14 protein-coding genes and 2 tRNA genes are annotated in these 16,163 nt (G+C 60.3%); 10 read left to right on the top strand and 6 right to left on the bottom strand.

Features of this window, described 5'->3' with window-relative positions:
- Positions 1-41: 41 nt before the first annotated feature.
- The 3 genes from PAF17_RS08145 to PAF17_RS08135 all read right to left on the bottom strand — a co-directional run bounded on the left by PAF17_RS08145 (position 42) and on the right by PAF17_RS08135 (position 1,536).
- Positions 42-482 (bottom strand): Eco29kI family restriction endonuclease, encoded by a 441-nt coding sequence (locus tag PAF17_RS08145; protein WP_271888601.1) that lies wholly within the window; start codon positions 480-482, stop codon positions 42-44.
- Between the two features lie 58 nt (positions 483-540).
- Positions 541-615: transfer RNA gene (locus PAF17_RS08140), tRNA-Asn, on the bottom strand.
- A 60-nt stretch (positions 616-675) separates the two neighbouring features.
- Complete coding sequence (locus tag PAF17_RS08135; protein WP_271888600.1) at positions 676-1,536, bottom strand: MBL fold metallo-hydrolase; 861 nt, start codon at positions 1,534-1,536, stop codon at positions 676-678.
- A gap of 34 nt (positions 1,537-1,570) precedes the next feature.
- Here PAF17_RS08135 and PAF17_RS08130 point away from each other — a divergent pair, with 34 nt between their 5' ends.
- The 4 genes from PAF17_RS08130 (at position 1,571) to PAF17_RS08115 (ending at position 6,131) form a co-directional block, all read left to right on the top strand.
- Entirely contained in the window at positions 1,571-2,926 is a 1,356-nt protein-coding gene (locus tag PAF17_RS08130) for an ATP-binding protein (RefSeq protein WP_271888599.1), read from the top strand.
- Positions 2,927-3,094: 168 nt separating this feature from the next.
- Entirely contained in the window at positions 3,095-5,512 is a 2,418-nt protein-coding gene (gene lon, locus PAF17_RS08125) for an endopeptidase La (protein WP_271888741.1), read from the top strand.
- A 154-nt stretch (positions 5,513-5,666) separates the two neighbouring features.
- The gene (locus tag PAF17_RS08120; RefSeq protein WP_271888598.1) at positions 5,667-5,981 is read left to right on the top strand and encodes an HU family DNA-binding protein; all 315 of its coding nucleotides are present in this window, start codon (positions 5,667-5,669) and stop codon (positions 5,979-5,981) included.
- A 75-nt stretch (positions 5,982-6,056) separates the two neighbouring features.
- A tRNA-Val gene (locus PAF17_RS08115) sits at positions 6,057-6,131 on the top strand.
- A gap of 63 nt (positions 6,132-6,194) precedes the next feature.
- Here PAF17_RS08115 and PAF17_RS08110 read toward each other — a convergent pair.
- The 3 genes from PAF17_RS08110 to PAF17_RS08100 all read right to left on the bottom strand — a co-directional run bounded on the left by PAF17_RS08110 (position 6,195) and on the right by PAF17_RS08100 (position 9,621).
- Complete coding sequence (locus tag PAF17_RS08110; RefSeq protein ID WP_271888740.1) at positions 6,195-7,859, bottom strand: chloride channel protein; 1,665 nt, start codon at positions 7,857-7,859, stop codon at positions 6,195-6,197.
- Between the two features lie 98 nt (positions 7,860-7,957).
- Positions 7,958-8,785, bottom strand: a complete 828-nt coding sequence (locus PAF17_RS08105; protein ID WP_271888597.1) for an NAD-dependent epimerase/dehydratase family protein — start codon at positions 8,783-8,785, stop codon at positions 7,958-7,960.
- Positions 8,785-9,621: a glycosyltransferase gene (locus PAF17_RS08100; RefSeq protein WP_271888739.1), complete on the bottom strand. Its 837-nt coding sequence runs from the start codon at positions 9,619-9,621 to the stop codon at positions 8,785-8,787. The genes PAF17_RS08105 and PAF17_RS08100 overlap by 1 nt, the downstream gene beginning before the upstream one ends.
- A 328-nt stretch (positions 9,622-9,949) precedes the next feature.
- Between PAF17_RS08100 and PAF17_RS08095 the strand changes: the two genes are divergently transcribed.
- The 6 genes from PAF17_RS08095 to PAF17_RS08070 all read left to right on the top strand — a co-directional run bounded on the left by PAF17_RS08095 (position 9,950) and on the right by PAF17_RS08070 (position 16,150).
- On the top strand, positions 9,950-10,129 hold the full coding sequence (locus tag PAF17_RS08095) for a hypothetical protein (RefSeq protein WP_271888596.1): 180 nt from the start codon (positions 9,950-9,952) through the stop codon (positions 10,127-10,129).
- Between the two features lie 118 nt (positions 10,130-10,247).
- Positions 10,248-11,042, top strand: a complete 795-nt coding sequence (locus PAF17_RS08090; RefSeq protein WP_271888595.1) for a glycoside hydrolase family 25 protein — start codon at positions 10,248-10,250, stop codon at positions 11,040-11,042.
- On the top strand, positions 11,015-11,674 hold the full coding sequence (locus PAF17_RS08085; protein ID WP_271888594.1) for a CPBP family intramembrane glutamic endopeptidase: 660 nt from the start codon (positions 11,015-11,017) through the stop codon (positions 11,672-11,674). The genes PAF17_RS08090 and PAF17_RS08085 overlap by 28 nt, the downstream gene beginning before the upstream one ends.
- A gap of 60 nt (positions 11,675-11,734) precedes the next feature.
- Positions 11,735-13,510 (top strand): aspartate--tRNA ligase, encoded by a 1,776-nt coding sequence (aspS, locus tag PAF17_RS08080; protein ID WP_271888738.1) that lies wholly within the window; start codon positions 11,735-11,737, stop codon positions 13,508-13,510.
- Between the two features lie 71 nt (positions 13,511-13,581).
- Positions 13,582-14,952 carry a DUF1800 domain-containing protein gene (locus PAF17_RS08075; protein ID WP_271888593.1) on the top strand — a complete coding sequence of 457 codons (1,371 nt, stop codon included), beginning with the start codon at positions 13,582-13,584 and terminating at the stop codon, positions 14,950-14,952.
- A 4-nt stretch (positions 14,953-14,956) separates the two neighbouring features.
- The gene (locus tag PAF17_RS08070) at positions 14,957-16,150 is read left to right on the top strand and encodes a DUF1501 domain-containing protein (protein WP_271888592.1); all 1,194 of its coding nucleotides are present in this window, start codon (positions 14,957-14,959) and stop codon (positions 16,148-16,150) included.
- Positions 16,151-16,163: the final 13 nt, after the last annotated feature.

Below are 16,163 nucleotides of genomic sequence, written 5' to 3'. Positions count from 1 at the left end.
TTCTGTGCTTCTGAGGTTGGATGGTCTCTATGCTTCAGAAATCAATATGTTTTAGGGGCGTTTCTCATTGATCGAATGTCAGAGGGGTAGCTTGCTGGCTTACTTGCCTGCAAGATAACGGCACGATGGCCTAGATGCCAATGACAAGGAGACTTTTTATTCTTCCGAGTATTGGCATCATCACCATGCTTGCCAATGCCAAAGCAGATCTTGGTTTCTTTGTTCCAAATTGGCTTGAAGTAATTGATGAGGAAGTTTTCGGCGGTTACCTGAAATCCGCTAGCGGTCACAAGGTACCGAACTTCAAAATCATCTAGGCTTATGCCACCTTCGCCGGACACCAACTCTATGCTCTTGCGGTGCTCATTGATGCGTCGACTCAATGACTCGCCCTGCTCGGTAGGGTTTTCAGCATGCGCAATCTTAGGATCAGCCTTGCCAGTATAAAGAGGCGTCTCCTTCGGGCAGTGTTTTCTGTACATATTCTGTGCTCTAAAAGAAAAAGGACTTAGCGGATGAGCGCTAAGTCCTTGAAATCTTTGGCTCCGGCGGTAGGGATCGAACCTACGACCAATTGATTAACAGTCAACTGCTCTACCGCTGAGCTACGCCGGAACACGAGAGGCGATATAGCAATGGGTTTCGGGGGCGTCCAGAGGCATTGAGATGTTTTTTTTACAAAGTTGAAAATTTTGCCTGCGCCAGGGTGTCGCCTGCGGCCTGAACCGCTCCGAGTTCGCTGAGCGCCAGCAAATGCGCGAGGACATTGCGTGATGCTGCGGGCAAAAGGGTGGGCGGAATGTCATAGATCCGGCGCACGATTCCCTCGGGGGTGTCAGGGCATCCATGCAAGGCAGCAAGGATTTGCGCTGTTCGGTCGCGGCGATGTTGCGCCAGTTCCGCGATTCGCTGGGATGGCGCGTCGATCGGGTTGCCATGTGCGGGCATCAGGCGGTGCGGACCCAGTGCTTCGATCTTGTCGAGAGATCTGAAATAATCCGCCAGATCACCGTCGGGGGGCGAGATGAGTGTTGAAGACCATGCCATGATGATGTCGCCGCAAAACAGCAGGTCGTTCCACAGGAATGAAAGATGGCCGGCGCTGTGTCCGGGCGTATGCACGGCCTGCAGCGACCATTCGGCCGTGGTGATGATCTGGCCATCCGCCAGAAGGATGTCGGGGGAAAAATCATGATCCAGACCTTCGTTCCCCTTCAGACCTTGCATTGCCAGTTTCTGCATCAAGGCCGAGCGTCCGGCCCGCGCATCCCCGAATGCCAGAACGGGTGCATCGGTTGCCCTGGACAGCGCCACGGCACCGGCGCTGTGATCGAGATGGGCATGGGTCACGAAAATATGCGACACGCGACCCTCGGTCGCGGTCAATATCGCGTTTAGATGTTCGGGGTCGTCGGGGCCGGGATCGATGACGGCGACTTCCTTTTGCCCGATCAGATAGGTATTCGTGCCCGGCCCGGTCAGGGGCGAAGGGTTTTGCGCCAGGATGCAGCGCGGCTCTTTTACGGGAATGTCCATGAGGGTAGCTTAGCCCCGTAACATCAGGGTTTCCATGTCGAACAATTCCGAAACAAGCTTTCTGAAGGCGCTGTTGCCGCGCGGGCTGTATGGCCGCGCCGCGCTGATCCTGTTTCTGCCTGTCGTCGTGGTCACGCTGGTTGTCAGCGTCATGTTCCTTCAGCGTCACTTCGAAGGTGTGACCCGGCAGATGACCTCTAACATGGCGCGTGAAATCAGCTTTGTTGCGCAGCGAATGAACCGGTCGGAAAACGCGGCGCTTGCCCTGCTGTCGGGGCGGGCGGTTGCCGTGCCGCTGGAATTGACGCTTGAACTGCCGGCAAAAGAGGAAATCAGCGACGCGCGGCTGTTCTATGATTTTTCCGGTCGGGTCGTGATCGAAGAGCTCCGGCGTATCGTGCCCGACATCATGTCCATTGATCTGGCCAGCGACGACAAAAGGGTCATGGTCGTGGTCGAGGGGCGCTATGGGCCGTTTTCGCTGACCTTCGATCGGCGGCGGGTCAGCGCATCGAATCCGCATCAGCTATTGGTGCTGATGATCTTTACATCCCTGCTGATGACGGGAATCGCGACGATATTCCTGCGCAATCAGCTGCGTCCGATCCGGCGTCTGGCGCGGGCCGCCGAAGAATACGGAAAAGGGCGCTTTGTGCCATACCGGCCCGGCGGCGCGGTTGAGATTCGCAGCGCGGGCACGGCCTTTCTGGATATGCGCAATCGCCTTGAACGCCAGAATGAGCAACGCAAACTCATGATGTCCGGTGTCAGCCATGATCTGCGGACACCGTTGACACGGCTGCGGCTGGGTTTGTCGATGCTGTCGCCCGACATGCCCCCGGACGAAGAGGATATCGCCGCGATGGACGGCGATATTTCCGAGATGAATCGCATGGTCGACACATTTCTGGACTATTCACGCGACGAGGCGCGTGATGTTGCCCCCGAAGCGACGCAGGTGTCGGGCTTTTTGCAGGGTATCGTCGACGATGCACAGCGCGCAGGTCAGCGGGTCAGCCTGCACAGGCTGGAAGGCGATGTTGACGGCCAGGCAGTGTTTCGCCCCGATATGCTGCGCCGCGCGGTCGAGAACCTGATTGGCAATGCCGTGCGTTATGGCACCTGTGCCGAGGTCGAGGCAGCTCTGGGGCCGCGCAGCCTGCGCATCAGCATCGAGGATGACGGCCCCGGAATCGCCGCCGAAAGCATGGATGCCGCGATGCGTCCCTTTACGCGGCTTGACCCGTCCCGCAACCGCAACAGCGGTCAGGGCGCGGGGCTGGGCCTGGCCATTGCCGCTGATGTGGCGCGTGGCCATGGAGGGCAGCTGCGGCTGGGCCGTGGTGCGCGTCTGGGCGGTCTACGGGCCGAAATCGTGATTCCGCGCTGAGGGGGTGCAAACACCGTCTGTGGTGGCAGGGCGGCGGCATGTCGAAATATATGGTATTCTTATCGTCGTATTGAACGTGGCGGCCTGCGAACCTAGATTGATGCGACGCAGGGGCCGTGCGTCGCCATTGACGGGGCCACGGCTTCGGGCAGGAAAGGAATGAATATTATGAATGAACTGTCTTCTCAGACCTATCCGGTGCTGCCGCTGCGGGACATTGTGGTCTTTCCCCACATGATCGTTCCGCTGTTCGTGGGGCGCGACAAATCCGTTCGCGCGCTGGAAGCCGTGATGGAATCGGACAGCCCGATCCTTTTGGCCGCTCAGAAAGATGCCTCGGTCGACGAACCCGACGAAGAGGGGATCTATCGCACGGGCGTTCTGGCGAATGTCCTGCAATTGCTGAAGCTGCCTGACGGAACGGTCAAGGTCCTGGTCGAAGGTCATGATCGCGTCGAGATCACCGGTTTCATCGAAAATGACGATCATTTTGAAGCCGCAGCCGTGCAGATGCCCGAAGTCAGTGGCGACGAGGCCACCGAAACAGCGCTTGTGCGTGCGGTCGCCGAAGAATTCGAACGTTATGTGAAGGTCCGGAAGAACATCCCCGAAGAGGTCGTGACCGCCGTGTCCGAGGCGCGCGAACCCGGCAAGCTGGCCGATCTGGTCGCCGGCCATATGGGGGTCGAACTGGACAAGAAGCAGGATCTTCTGGAATCGCTCGATGTGACCGAGCGGCTGGAAAAGGTCTATGCGCTGATGCAGGGCGAAATGTCGGTTCTGCAGGTCGAGAAGAAGATCAAGTCGCGCGTCAAGACCCAGATGGAGAAGACCCAGCGCGAATACTATCTGAATGAGCAGATGAAGGCCATTCAGAAGGAACTGGGTGATGGCGATGAAGGTCAGAACGAGATCGCCGAGCTTGAGGAAAAGATCGAGCAGACCAAGTTCAGCAAGGAAGCGCGTGAAAAGGCCGAGGCCGAGCTGAAAAAGCTGAAATCCATGTCGCCCATGTCTGCCGAGGCGACGGTCAGCCGGAACTACCTCGATTGGCTGCTGGCGCTGCCATGGGGTGTGAAGTCGCGCACCCGCAAGGATCTGGGCCGCGCCGAGCAGGTTCTGGATGCCGATCACTATGGTCTGGAAAAGGTCAAGGAGAGGATCGTCGAATATCTGGCCGTGCAATCGCGCAGCCAGAAATTGAAAGGCCCGATCCTGTCTTTGGTGGGTCCTCCGGGCGTGGGCAAGACCTCGCTGGGTCGGTCGCTGGCCAAGGCGACCGGGCGCGAATTCATCCGCATCAGCCTTGGCGGTGTGCGTGACGAATCCGAAATCCGCGGCCACCGCCGGACCTATATCGGTTCGATGCCGGGCAAGATCATCCAGGCGCTGAAAAAGGCCAAGACGACCAATCCGCTGATCCTGCTGGATGAAATCGACAAGATGGGGCAGGATTTCCGCGGCGATCCGGCCAGCGCCATGCTTGAGGTTCTGGACCCCGAACAAAATTCGACCTTCGTGGATCACTACCTTGAAGTGGAATACGATCTGTCGAACGTGATGTTCGTGACCACGGCCAACAGCTATAACATGCCCGGCCCGTTGCTGGACCGGATGGAGATCATTCCGCTGTCCGGCTATACCGAGGATGAAAAGCGCGAGATCGCCCGTCAGCACCTGTTGCCCAAGCAGATCAAGGCGAATGGCCTGCGCAAGGGTGAATTTTCGGTCAGCGATGGTGCCTTGACCCATGTTATCCGCTATTACACCCGCGAGGCCGGTGTCCGCTCGCTCGAGCGCGAAATCGCCAAGCTGGCACGCAAGGCGGTGACCGAGATCCTGAAGAACCAGACCAAATCGGTCGCGGTGGATGCGGACAAGGCCGAGGAATATCTGGGTGTGCGTCGCTATCGTTACGGTCTGGCCGAAAAAGAGGATCAGGTCGGGGTCGTGACCGGTCTGGCCTGGACATCGGTTGGCGGCGATCTGTTGCAGATCGAGGCGTTGCGTTTGCCCGGCAAGGGGCGGATGAAAACGACCGGGAAACTGGGCGATGTGATGAAGGAATCCATCGACGCCGCGTCCAGCTTTGTTCGTTCGATCTCGCCCGAGATCGGTGTCAGGCCGCCGGAGTTCGACAAGCGCGACATCCATGTCCATGTGCCCGAAGGCGCAACGCCCAAGGATGGCCCGTCGGCAGGTGTCGGCATGGTGACCTCGGTTGTGTCGGTCATGACCGGCATTCCCGTCCGCAAGGACGTTGCCATGACTGGCGAGGTCACCTTGCGCGGCAATGTGCTGGCCATTGGCGGGTTGAAGGAAAAGCTGCTTGCCGCATTGCGTGGCGGGATCAAGACCGTTCTGATCCCGTCCGACAATGAAAAGGATCTGGCCGAGATCCCGGACAATGTGAAAACGGGGCTGCAGATCATTCCGGTCAGCAATGTCCGCGAGGTGCTGCGGCACGCCCTGGTCCGGATGCCCGAACCCGTCGAGTGGGACGAGGCCGCCGAAGAGGCCGCCGAAGCGGCGCGACTGGCGGCGCGTTCGTCAGGCGGCAAGGGCGAAAGCACGATCGCGCATTGACCATCTGGGAACTGATATCCAGATCGTGTTTGGCCGAGCCGGGAAACCGGCTCGGCCTTTGCATTTCATGCACTTACGCCGAAATATGTTGACCTAGCGTCAATCCGCCGCCAATCTGAAAGGCAGGTTTCACTCGTGCGGAGGGCAGAATGCCATGAAAAAGCAGCCGGTGAAAAACAATGTCGGTCGGCGGTCCAACGGTCTTGCTTCATCCGACCCCCAACCTGCGCAGGTGATCCACAAGCGGGATTTCGTCGATCGGGTTGTTGCCGCGACCGGAGCCAAGAAATCCGAGGCGCGCCCAATCATCGAGGCCACGTTGGAGCAATTGGGCGAAGCGCTGTCGGCGGGGTATACTTTGGCTGTGCCGCCATTGGGACGAGGCCGGGTCAATCTTGAAAAGGACCAGCGCGGCGGCGATGTCATCACGCTGCGCCTTCGCCGCCGTGGTGGAACGGCCAGTGCGTGAAATCACGTTTCGCGACGGTGTGATTGCGAAACCCTCTTGCGTCATTCATTTGCGGGTTATAAAAGCCGCTCCACCGGGTGATTAGCTCAGTGGTAGAGCGCTTCGTTCACATCGAAGATGTCAGGAGTTCAAATCTCTTATCACCCACCATTTCCCCAGCTTCGCTGATGATGTGACCCGGTTGGGGCGGGACTCTGGCGTTTTGTGCATGGCCTAACCATGTTCCTCGGCGGCGGTTTCGGCCAGTGCCTGGTTCAGCGCGCGCAGGGCATCCACGTGATACACGACCCCGACAATGCCGGGTTCACTGTCACCCGATGACTCGGGCGGGCGGATTACAGGTAGGAATGCCGCATCGGTACGCTCGAACTCCTTCAGGGCCTCGTCAAGGGGCATGGCTTCGGTCAATGCCTGACCGGAATCATACAGGTTGCGCGCCAGATCTTCTGAAGGGGCGTCATCGGAATCCATCAGGCGGATGATCGCGGTGATGCGCATTTTCTGGGGCAGCCAGACCTGCGGCCCTTCGGCAATGCTGACGCCCCGATTTTCAAGCTGTGTCAGAAAGAACGAACGATGCACCAGCCGCGACGCAAGGGCCGAACTGAGCGACACCGCGGTCATGACGGCGATACCGGTTTGCCAGTCTCCGGTCATTTCGAACACGATCAGCGCCGTTGAAATGGGTGCCCCCAAGACTGCCGCACCAACCGCCCCCATACCGGCAAATGCGTAGATATTCACATTTCCGGAAAGCTCGGGCAGCAGACCGGTGGCAACGATGCCAAATGCCAGACCGGTTAGCGATCCCATCACGAGCGCAGGCGAGAAAACGCCCCCGCCCATGCGTCCGCCAAGGGTGATTGCAACAGCCACCGCCTTGATCAGCGCAAATATGATCGCTTCGCTCAGCCCGATGCGTCCTGACAGTGCCGCAGCCGTTGTTTCATACCCAACCCCGATAATATGGGGGAAAGGGATTGCGATCGCGCCCAGCAACAGGCCCGCAAGGGCCGGACGGCTCCAACGTGGCCAGCGGCTTTGGCCCATCAGCCAATCGGCCACGCGCTCGGCCCGGAGGATGCCGGAAATCATCGCGGCGGCCACCAATGCCGACACCAGCCCAAGGATCATGAAGGCGGGAAGTTCGACATAGAAGGCAAGGTCCATATCCTGTTGAAGGGTGAATTCGGTCAGCCCGCCGAATTGCAGGCGATTGATGACAGTTCCGGCAACCGCGGCGATGGCGATGGGCGCAAAGGCGTGAAGCGCGAAATGGCGCAGCACCACCTCGTGCGCGAATAGCGCGCCGGCGATCGGAGCGTTGAAACTGGCCGCGACGGCGCCGGCGACCGCACAGCCCAACAGTTCGCGCCCGGTGATTGGACTGGCCTTGATGCGATCCGCCACGGCAGTCGAGATCACCCCGGCCAGATGAACGACCGGGCCTTCGCGCCCCGAACTGCCGCCGGTTCCCAATGTGATCAAGGATGCCGCTGCCGAGGCCAGCCCGGCCCGGGTCTCGACGCGCCCGCCCTCCAATGCGGCGCCCTCGATTACATCCGCGACTGCACGAACACGCCCGTCAGGGGTGAAGCGGTCAAGGATGATCCCGACGACCAGTCCACCGATCATTGGCACTGTCAGCACCCAATACCACGGCAGCGTTCCCGCAGTGGTGGCCAATGTCAGATCGTCGGCACCATAGATCCTGCGTTGGATCGCGCCGATTCCCATTCGGAATCCCAGTGCGGCAAAACCTGCGCCGATGCCGATCAACAGGGCCAGAAACCAGAACTGCAACTGGCTTGGCCCCCGGCTGCGCAAGATATGCATAGCGCGCTGACAGCGGTGGCGGATATATCCAAGGCCCGCCATGAACCAGCGTCCGCTGAGGGGCCGGGGCGCTTTGGGTGGTTGCTGTGTCGTTCGATCCGGCATGCCGATCCTGCTCCTTTCGGATCAGGTCAAACGAATCATACTTGGGGGGCAAGGTCCAGCAGCCGCGGCATGGTTTGTTCCAGTTTGGCGATTCCGCCCGGGCGCCATCCAAGGCGGGCCAGCGCCGCGCAGCCGGCGATACGCATGTCGACGGCATCCGCGCGATCAGGCAGGGCTGTGCGACAGCCGGTATGTTCGGCCACCAGCCGCAGCAGGTCTTGACGGTCCAGCGCAAAGTCGCTGGCATTTACGGTGGCAGGGGGCAGGGGATGCGCCAGAAGGCGCAGCATCGCATCGGCCAGATCCGCAATATGCAGTTCGGTTCCGACGCGGGGGGCAAGTCTCGCGCCCTGTTGGAATTGGCGGAACAGTTCGCGCCACTTGTTTCGCGGGCCGGGACCATAAAGCCCGGTGGCGCGAATCGCAGTGCCCTTGATCCCGGTCTTGCTGAGCAAGTAGCGTTCGCCATCGGATTTGACCTGTCCGTAAAGATTGACAGGGCGGGGCGGCAATGTGTCGGTCAGAAAGCTGCCCGCTGGATGGCCGTCATGCACCGCCCGCGTGGACAGGAAAATGACCCGGCTGACACCGCATTTCTCGGCTTGATCGAACAGAAGCCGGGTTCCGGTCTGGTTGGTTTCGACAAAGCCTTGTGGATCGTCACCCTCGCCACCGCGAAAACAACCGGGCTGATGGGCGAAGGCACAATGAATCAATGCGTGATGCCCGTGCAGGTCGGGGCGGGCACCCAGAGAGAAGCCGTTGTCGTGCCCAAGGGGCGTGACCTGATGGCCCGCCTGTTGCAGCAAAGGCCGGATCGAGGCGCCGACAAAGCCGCTGGCACCGGTCAGGGCAATGCGCATCAGGCCGCGGCAGGACGAATCTGGGTGGACAGGTCGGGTACCGGCTGGCCGTTTGCGATGGCTTGCCACAGATCGATCAGAGGGCGCAGCAAATCGGTCTTGGCATGGCTTTTCCACGGCTTTTCATATTGGAAATGCAGGATTCGGATGTCCTGCCAGCTCCATAGTTCCGGCATGTTGAACCACACATATTGCAGCATGTTGTGGTGGATCGACAATCCTTGCCAGTCACTGAAATAGTCCTGAAGGAAGGTCTGGTCAGTGCGCCTCCAGAATGCGCCGGGGCGATCCAGACATGCCAGCATGTCGCGAAAGCGACGAATGTCGGGGCGGGCAGTGAAGACACCCGAATTCATCCTGTGGAAACCATCAAGACCGTCATAGACGTTGGGTGCGGCGCAGAATTCGGGCATGTCGAACAGCTTGTCCACCGATCGCAGCACGATAGCGTCGGCATCGATGAACACGCAGCGCGCGTAGTCCAGTTGCCACAGGCGCAGCTTGACGAAATTGTCCAGCGGTGTGTGGAAATCGGGCTTGCCGCCCCGTGTGAAGGCGGCGCGCGAATGCAGCGCGTCACGGGCATGGGCGAGGTCGAATTCGACCGAGGTGGGCAACAGTTCCGCGGCGATCAGGCGCGCACCATGAAGCCGCAACCGTGCCAGATGGGCCGGCTGCAAGCCGCGATGCATGACCACCAGGTCGGCCTGGGTGCCGGTCAGCCGCAACGATCGCAGCAGGGCCTCGGCACCGGGAAGATAGTCGGGATTGGTGACCAGTGTGACATAGGCGCGGTCCGAGCTTGGCGGGCTTTCGGCCAGAAGTCCGGCAGGCATCATGGCGCCGTGCGGGTCAAGAATTTCGGGGCGCGAAGATGGGGTCCAGCTGGTGTCCATACTGATTGGGTCCTGCCTTACAAGTTGCAGATCCGGTCTACTGATTGGTCCGGCGCCACGCTATGGCGATTTCGTGAACAATACATGACAGAACTGCAATCGCATCACCAAGTTCCTTTCCTGAGGCAATTTCTTCCATCGGCGGCGAAATTCCGCTTCCGTGACAGGGCCTTGATGGGCGGCATGCGGTCCGGGCAAAGTTTGGACGGGGCAGGGAACCCTGTTCTTCGGGCATGTGTTGGTCGGGCAGAAGCTGAAAGGAGCTGAGATGTCCCATAACGAACAAGATCCGACGCGCTCTGCCCGCAAGCACAGGCCCGCGCTGATGGCGATCGCACTGGCGGTCGCGGCCGCAATCATCCTTTACTTCGTTTTCCCGTTTGCCGCGGATGATCAGGACCAGAACATGACCGTGCCCCCCGACGACGCGCAGCCGGTTCAACAGTAAATGATATGCTGACGCGTTCGTGACCGTAACGGCACGGTGACTTTCCCTCACGCCTTTGCGATAGTTTCATCAAGCTGCCGGATAGGATGCAGCGGATCAGAGGATTTGTGGGGCGGGAATGCGACACCTTGGCAAGGTATTATTGGGATTGATGCTGGTTCTGGCGGTCGCGTGTTCGCGCACTCCGCCCCAGGGTGGTGGCGGGGGCGGGCGATATGTCGCCGGAACCGTGCCGCAGCTTGGCGATAGCCAGCCACATGAATGGCGCAACGGGCATCCGTATAACCACGCGGTGCATGGCATCGATATTTCCCGCTGGCAGGGCGAGATCGACTGGGCGCGGGTGCGCCACGCCGGCATCAGCTTTGCCTTTATCAAGGCGACCGAAGGGGGCGACCACAACGATCCCAACTTCCAGAGATACTGGCGCGAGGCAGCGGCGGCACGGATTCCGCGGGGCGCCTATCATTATTACTATTTCTGCCGCACCGGGCGCGAGCAGGCCGAATGGTTTATCCGCAACGTCCCGCGCGAGGTGGGGTCATTGCCGCCGGTGCTCGATCTGGAATGGACCCATTCCAAGACTTGCCCACGGCGTCCGTCCTCGGCCGAAATCAAGCGCGAGGCGTCGAATTTCCTTGATATCGTCGGGCGGCATTACGGCCAGCGGCCGATCATCTACACGACCGTCGATTTCTATCGCGACAACAATCTTGGCGACATGCGGGCCGAGTTCTGGCTGCGTTCGGTCGCGGATCATCCGCGTATGACCTATCCGGGGCAGCGTTGGGCGTTCTGGCAATATACCGGAACCGGAACAGTTCCGGGTATCAAGGGCGATGTGGATCTGAATGCATTTGCCGGTTCATCGGCGGATTGGAAACGATGGCTGTCGACACGCCTCACCCGGTGAAATCGCATGACTGGCTGATGATCGAGTTCGTGGCGCTCTATTTCGGGGCGCCACTGGCGATTGCGCTGTTCCTGCCTCCGCAAGAAATGTTTGCGGCGTTGTTCCTGTTCTCGGTTGTCGGCCTGGTTCTGTTGTGGCGCACGGGTGGGTTCCGCTGGCGGAACCTGGTTCATGGTCGGCGTATCCCGTGGTACGAGGTCGCCGGTATCGCGGTGGCGACGCTGGTGTCCGGGGCGCTGATCATGTGGCTTGCGCGCCCCGAGGGCCTGTTCGCGATCCTGCGCACGCGGCCAGACTTCCTGTTGCTGATCTGGGCGCTGTACCCGATCTTGTCGGCATTGCCGCAAGAGCTGATCTTTCGCCCGTTGTTCTTTCACCGCTACGGGGCATTGCTGCCGTCGGGCAAGGGGGCCATCGCAATCAACGCGGCCGTCTTTTCCTTTGCGCATCTGATGTATTGGTCATGGGTTGTCGCGGTGATGACCTTTGTGGGCGGATGGATATTCGGCCGTGCCTATCTGCGCCATGGCTTTCCGGCGGCCTGGCTTTTGCACGCGGTGGCGGGAAATATCCTGTTCGCGGTCGGCATGGGCTATTATTTCTACAGCGGGAACGTCGTCCGCCCCTTCTGACCGGTTGACTTCCCGCCTGTGGCGCTGTTGATGCGGGGGCTGAACAACTGGGGACCGATCATGCACGCCTATCGCAGCCACAACTGCGGCGATCTGACTGCCGCCAATGCCGGTGAAACCATCCGTTTGTCGGGTTGGGTTCATCGTGTCCGCGATCACGGGGGCGTTCTGTTCGTCGATCTGCGCGATCATTATGGCATGACGCAAGTTCTGGCCGACAGCGACAGCCCCGCCTTTGCCGAGATGGAAAAGCTGCGCGCCGAAACCGTCATCCGCATCGACGGGCGCGTCAAGCTGCGCGATGAATCGCTGATCAACCCCAAATTGCCAACGGGCGAGATCGAAGTCTATGCCACCGAGCTAGAGGTTCTGGGCGCGGCAGACGAGCTGCCATTGCCGGTATTCGGTGATCAGGACTATCCTGAAGAAACGCGTCTGACCTATCGTTTCCTGGACCTGCGCCGCGAGACGCTGCACAACAACATCATGCTGCGCAGCAAGGTGATCCAATCGATCCGCAAACGGATGTGGGAACGCGACTTCACCGAATTCCAGACGCCGATCATCACGGCATCCAGCCCCGAAGGCGCGCGCGACTTTCTGGTGCCGTCGCGTCTTCATCCGGGCAAGTTCTATGCTCTGCCGCAGGCCCCCCAGCAGTTCAAGCAGCTGATCATGGTCGCGGGTTTCGACAAGTATTTCCAGATCGCGCCCTGCTTCCGTGACGAGGATCCGCGCGCCGATCGCAGCCCGACCGATTTCTACCAGCTGGACATGGAAATGTCCTTCGTGGACCAAGAGGATGTCTTTGCCTCGATCCAACCGGTCGTGCAGGGCCTGTTCGAGGAATTCGGCAAGGGCCGCAAGGTCGATACCGAATGGCCGCGCATCCCCTATGCCGAAGCCATGCTGAAATACGGCAGCGACAAGCCCGACCTGCGCAACCCGATCGAGATGCAGATCGTCAGCGAGCATTTCCGCGGCTCGGGCTTCGCGATCTTTGCCAAGCTCTTGGAACAGGACGGCACCGAGGTCCGCGCCATTCCCGCGCCGACCGGCGGCAGCCGCAAGTTCGCCGACCGCATGAACGCCTTTGCCCAACAGCAGGGCCTGCCCGGCATGGGCTATATCCTGTGGCGCAAAGGTGAGAATGGCGAGATCGAGGCCGCCGGCCCCGTCGCGAAAAACATCGGTCCCGAGCGGACCGAGGCGATCCGCCAGCAGCTGGGTCTGGGCATCGGCGATGCCGCGTTCTTCCTTGGCGGCAAGCCCGAGGCGTTCGAGGGTGTCGCGGGCCGCGCCCGCAACGAGATCGGGCGCGAGCTGGGCCTGACCGACGAGAACCAGTTCAAATTCGCCTGGATCGTCGATTTCCCGATGTACGAGAAGGACGACGAGGGCAAGATCGACTTCAGCCACAACCCGTTCAGCATGCCGCAGGGCGGTCTGGACGCGCTGAACGGCGATCCGCTGGCGGTCAAGGGCTATCAGTACGATCTGGCCTGCAACGGCTACGAGCTGATCTCGGGCGCGATCCGGAACCACAAGCCGGAAATCATGTTCAAGGCGTTCGAGCTGGCCGGCTATGGCGCCGACGAGGTCGAGAAGCGCTTTGGCGGCATGGTCAAGGCGTTCCGCTATGGCGCGCCCCCGCATGGCGGTTGCGCTGCCGGCATCGACCGGATCGTGATGCTGCTGGCGGATGAGGCCAATATCCGCGAGGTCATCATGTTCCCGATGAACCAACGCGCCGAGGATCTGATGATGAATGCGCCATCGGAGCCCAGCAATGAACAGATGCGCGAACTGCGTTTGCGCGTGTTGCCGAAAGAGTGATCTGAATTCGGCTTTGCCTTGTGCCACATTGCGGCCCAATATCGGGCTGCAATGTGGATGGCAAAGCAGGCATGATCGATTATTCTTCAATTGCCGCACTCAAGCTGGGCTATGGTCTTGGCCCTGATGTGCATGCACCGGAAACGCCCGCCGGACTGGTCGCCGAAATCGGCGCGTCCGGGCCGGATGATTCCTCGATCTCTTTGGACCAGATCGAGGAATTGCGCCTGCAATACACCAAGGCTGTCAAGGAAATGCGCAAGAATGGCGGCGGTGATCGCAGCGCCATCCGTGCCGAACGACGTAAAACGGTCAAGCTGGGGCGTGTCGCAAATCAGCGGCGCATCGCGCGCGCTGTTGGCGGCGGGGCCGGGTTCGGCGAGAGGTTGGTCCAGTTCTGGGCCGATCATTTCACCGTGGTTGGCGGGGCAAATATCTTCAATGCCACCATGGCAGCCGCCTTCGTGGAAGAGGCGATTCGCCCAAATATGACTGGCAGTTTTGCGGATATGATGCTGGCGGCCGAGATCCATCCGCGCATGCTGACCTATCTCAATCAGGTCCGGTCCTATGGTCCCGGTTCGGTCATGGCACGCAAACGGCCGGATCGGAACCTGGGCCTGAACGAAAATCTTGCACGGGAAATGATCGAGCTTCACAGCCTTGGAGTGAACGCTGATTACACGCAGAAAGATGTCCGCCAGCTTGCAAAGCTGTTGACCGGACTGACCTATAATTTTCGCAATGAACGCAGGTTTCGTCCGGCCATGGCCGAACCGGGGCCGGAAACGGTGCTGGGGAAAAGTTACGGTGTCAGCCGCTGGGGAAGCATCCGTGACGTGCGCGCCGTCATCGGTGATCTGGCCCGTCATCCGGCAACAGCCGATCACATCGCGCAGAAACTGGCCGTCCACTTCGTTTCGGATACCCCGCCGAGGGATCTGGTCGCGCGACTTGCCGCAAGTTTTCGCGAAACCGATGGAAACCTTGCAGAGCTGTATCTGACACTGGCCGAAGCGCCGGAATTGCAATCGAATTTTCGCGCCAAGGTCCGCCAGCCATTCGATTACATCATCGCTTCGTTGCGTGCGGTTGGCATGGGGGCGGCTGATGTCATGTCCCTGCCGCCACAGCGGGTGAATGCCCTGCTGATTCGGCCCATGACGGCAATGGGCCAGAAATGGCAACTGCCGCGCGGCCCCGATGGATGGCCAGAAGAGGCCGAGGCATGGGCAACGCCGCAGGGCCTGGCTGCACGAATCGATTGGGCGACCCGGCAATTGCCCAAGCTTGTGCGTCAGCCCCCGGATCCGCGCGCTCTGCTGCGCGACTGTCTGGGTGACACCGCGACAGAGCCGTTGAACTGGGCGGTTCCAAAGGCCGAAACCGAACTGGAAGGCCTGGCTGTTGTCCTTGGTTCGGCTGATTTCAACAGGAGATAGGTCGATGCTGTCGCGCCGCCTTTTTGTCAAATCGACTGCGCTTCTGGGCTGTTCAGCCGCGGCGCATCCGTTGTTTTCCAACATGGCCTTTGCTGATGCGCCGGGCGACAACCGTTTGGTCGTCATCATTCTGCGCGGGGCTATGGATGGTCTGGATGTGTTCCAGCCCTATGGCGACAACAACCTGCGCAAGCTACGCCAGAAATTGTCGCTAGGGCCGGATCAGGGGGCGCTGGATCTGGATGGCTATTTCGCCCTTCACCCTGATCTGGGTGGTCTTATGCCCCTGTGGCGGGCAGGGGAGCTGGCCTTTGCGCCGGCTGTATCGACCCCCTACCGAGACAAGCGCAGCCATTTCGACGGACAGGATATGCTTGAGGCGGGGACCGGAACCGATCTGGACCTGATCCAGCAACGTGATGGATGGCTGAACCGTCTGCTGCAAAACATGCCGGGGGTGCGATCCGAAACCGCCTATTCGGTCGGGTTGGAAGACATGAAGATCCTGGATGGGCCGGCGCCGGCCAAAAGCTGGGCGCCCCAGACGCGGTTCAATCTGAGTGCGCAGGGTCAACGGTTGCTGGAACATGTCTGGCATGAAGATCCGCTGTTTCGCTCGGCAGGTCAGCAGGCGATCGATATCGTTGAAAGTGGCATCGGCACGGTCACGAAAGAGGATGGCAAGGAAAAGGGTGGGCCTACGCGCGATGTCAGGGCGCTGGCGCGGTTTTCAGCGGATCGGCTGAATGGTGCAACGCGGATCGCGACATTTTCGATATCGGGTTGGGATAGCCATGCCAATCAGGCGCGGGTGATCGGAAGGGCGCTAAACCGTCTGTCAGACGCGATTCTGACCCTGCGTGATGGGCTTGGACAAAACTGGCAGCGGACTACGGTTCTGGCCATGACCGAATTCGGGCGCACCGTGCGCGAGAACGGCAGCGGAGGAACCGATCACGGAACCGGTGGCGCGATGCTGATGGCTGGTGGCGCAATTCGCGGTGCGCGGGTCTATGGTAAATGGCCGGGCATTTCCGAGCAGGATCTTTATTCCGATCGCGACCTGATGCCGACGCAGGATATCCGGGCCTATGCGGCCTGGGCGTTGCGCGATTTGTTCGACATGCCCCGTGATGTTCTGGAACGTAGCGTCTTTCCACATCTGGATATGGGCGAAAACCCCGGGTTCCTGGCGTGATCCCGGCCTGCCG

Source organism: Paracoccus onchidii, assembly GCF_028294535.1.
GTDB classification, from domain to species: Bacteria; Pseudomonadota; Alphaproteobacteria; order Rhodobacterales; family Rhodobacteraceae; genus Paracoccus; species Paracoccus onchidii.
This window is presented reverse-complemented; position numbering and strand designations above follow the sequence as displayed.

What these genes read in the sequence shown, in the direction of transcription:
- PAF17_RS08145 (WP_271888601.1), bottom strand. Translation starts at nt 482, where the DNA reads ATGTACAGAAAACACTGCCCGAAGGAGACGCCTCTTTATACTGGCAAG.
- PAF17_RS08135 (WP_271888600.1), bottom strand. Translation starts at nt 1,536, where the DNA reads ATGGACATTCCCGTAAAAGAGCCGCGCTGCATCCTGGCGCAAAACCCT.
- PAF17_RS08130 (WP_271888599.1), top strand. Translation starts at nt 1,571, where the DNA reads ATGTCGAACAATTCCGAAACAAGCTTTCTGAAGGCGCTGTTGCCGCGC.
- lon (WP_271888741.1), top strand. Translation starts at nt 3,095, where the DNA reads ATGAATGAACTGTCTTCTCAGACCTATCCGGTGCTGCCGCTGCGGGAC.
- PAF17_RS08120 (WP_271888598.1), top strand. Translation starts at nt 5,667, where the DNA reads ATGAAAAAGCAGCCGGTGAAAAACAATGTCGGTCGGCGGTCCAACGGT.
- PAF17_RS08110 (WP_271888740.1), bottom strand. Translation starts at nt 7,859, where the DNA reads ATGGCGGGCCTTGGATATATCCGCCACCGCTGTCAGCGCGCTATGCAT.
- PAF17_RS08105 (WP_271888597.1), bottom strand. Translation starts at nt 8,785, where the DNA reads ATGCGCATTGCCCTGACCGGTGCCAGCGGCTTTGTCGGCGCCTCGATC.
- PAF17_RS08100 (WP_271888739.1), bottom strand. Translation starts at nt 9,621, where the DNA reads ATGCCTGCCGGACTTCTGGCCGAAAGCCCGCCAAGCTCGGACCGCGCC.
- PAF17_RS08095 (WP_271888596.1), top strand. Translation starts at nt 9,950, where the DNA reads ATGTCCCATAACGAACAAGATCCGACGCGCTCTGCCCGCAAGCACAGG.
- PAF17_RS08090 (WP_271888595.1), top strand. Translation starts at nt 10,248, where the DNA reads ATGCGACACCTTGGCAAGGTATTATTGGGATTGATGCTGGTTCTGGCG.
- PAF17_RS08085 (WP_271888594.1), top strand. Translation starts at nt 11,015, where the DNA reads ATGGCTGTCGACACGCCTCACCCGGTGAAATCGCATGACTGGCTGATG.
- aspS (WP_271888738.1), top strand. Translation starts at nt 11,735, where the DNA reads ATGCACGCCTATCGCAGCCACAACTGCGGCGATCTGACTGCCGCCAAT.
- PAF17_RS08075 (WP_271888593.1), top strand. Translation starts at nt 13,582, where the DNA reads ATGATCGATTATTCTTCAATTGCCGCACTCAAGCTGGGCTATGGTCTT.
- PAF17_RS08070 (WP_271888592.1), top strand. Translation starts at nt 14,957, where the DNA reads ATGCTGTCGCGCCGCCTTTTTGTCAAATCGACTGCGCTTCTGGGCTGT.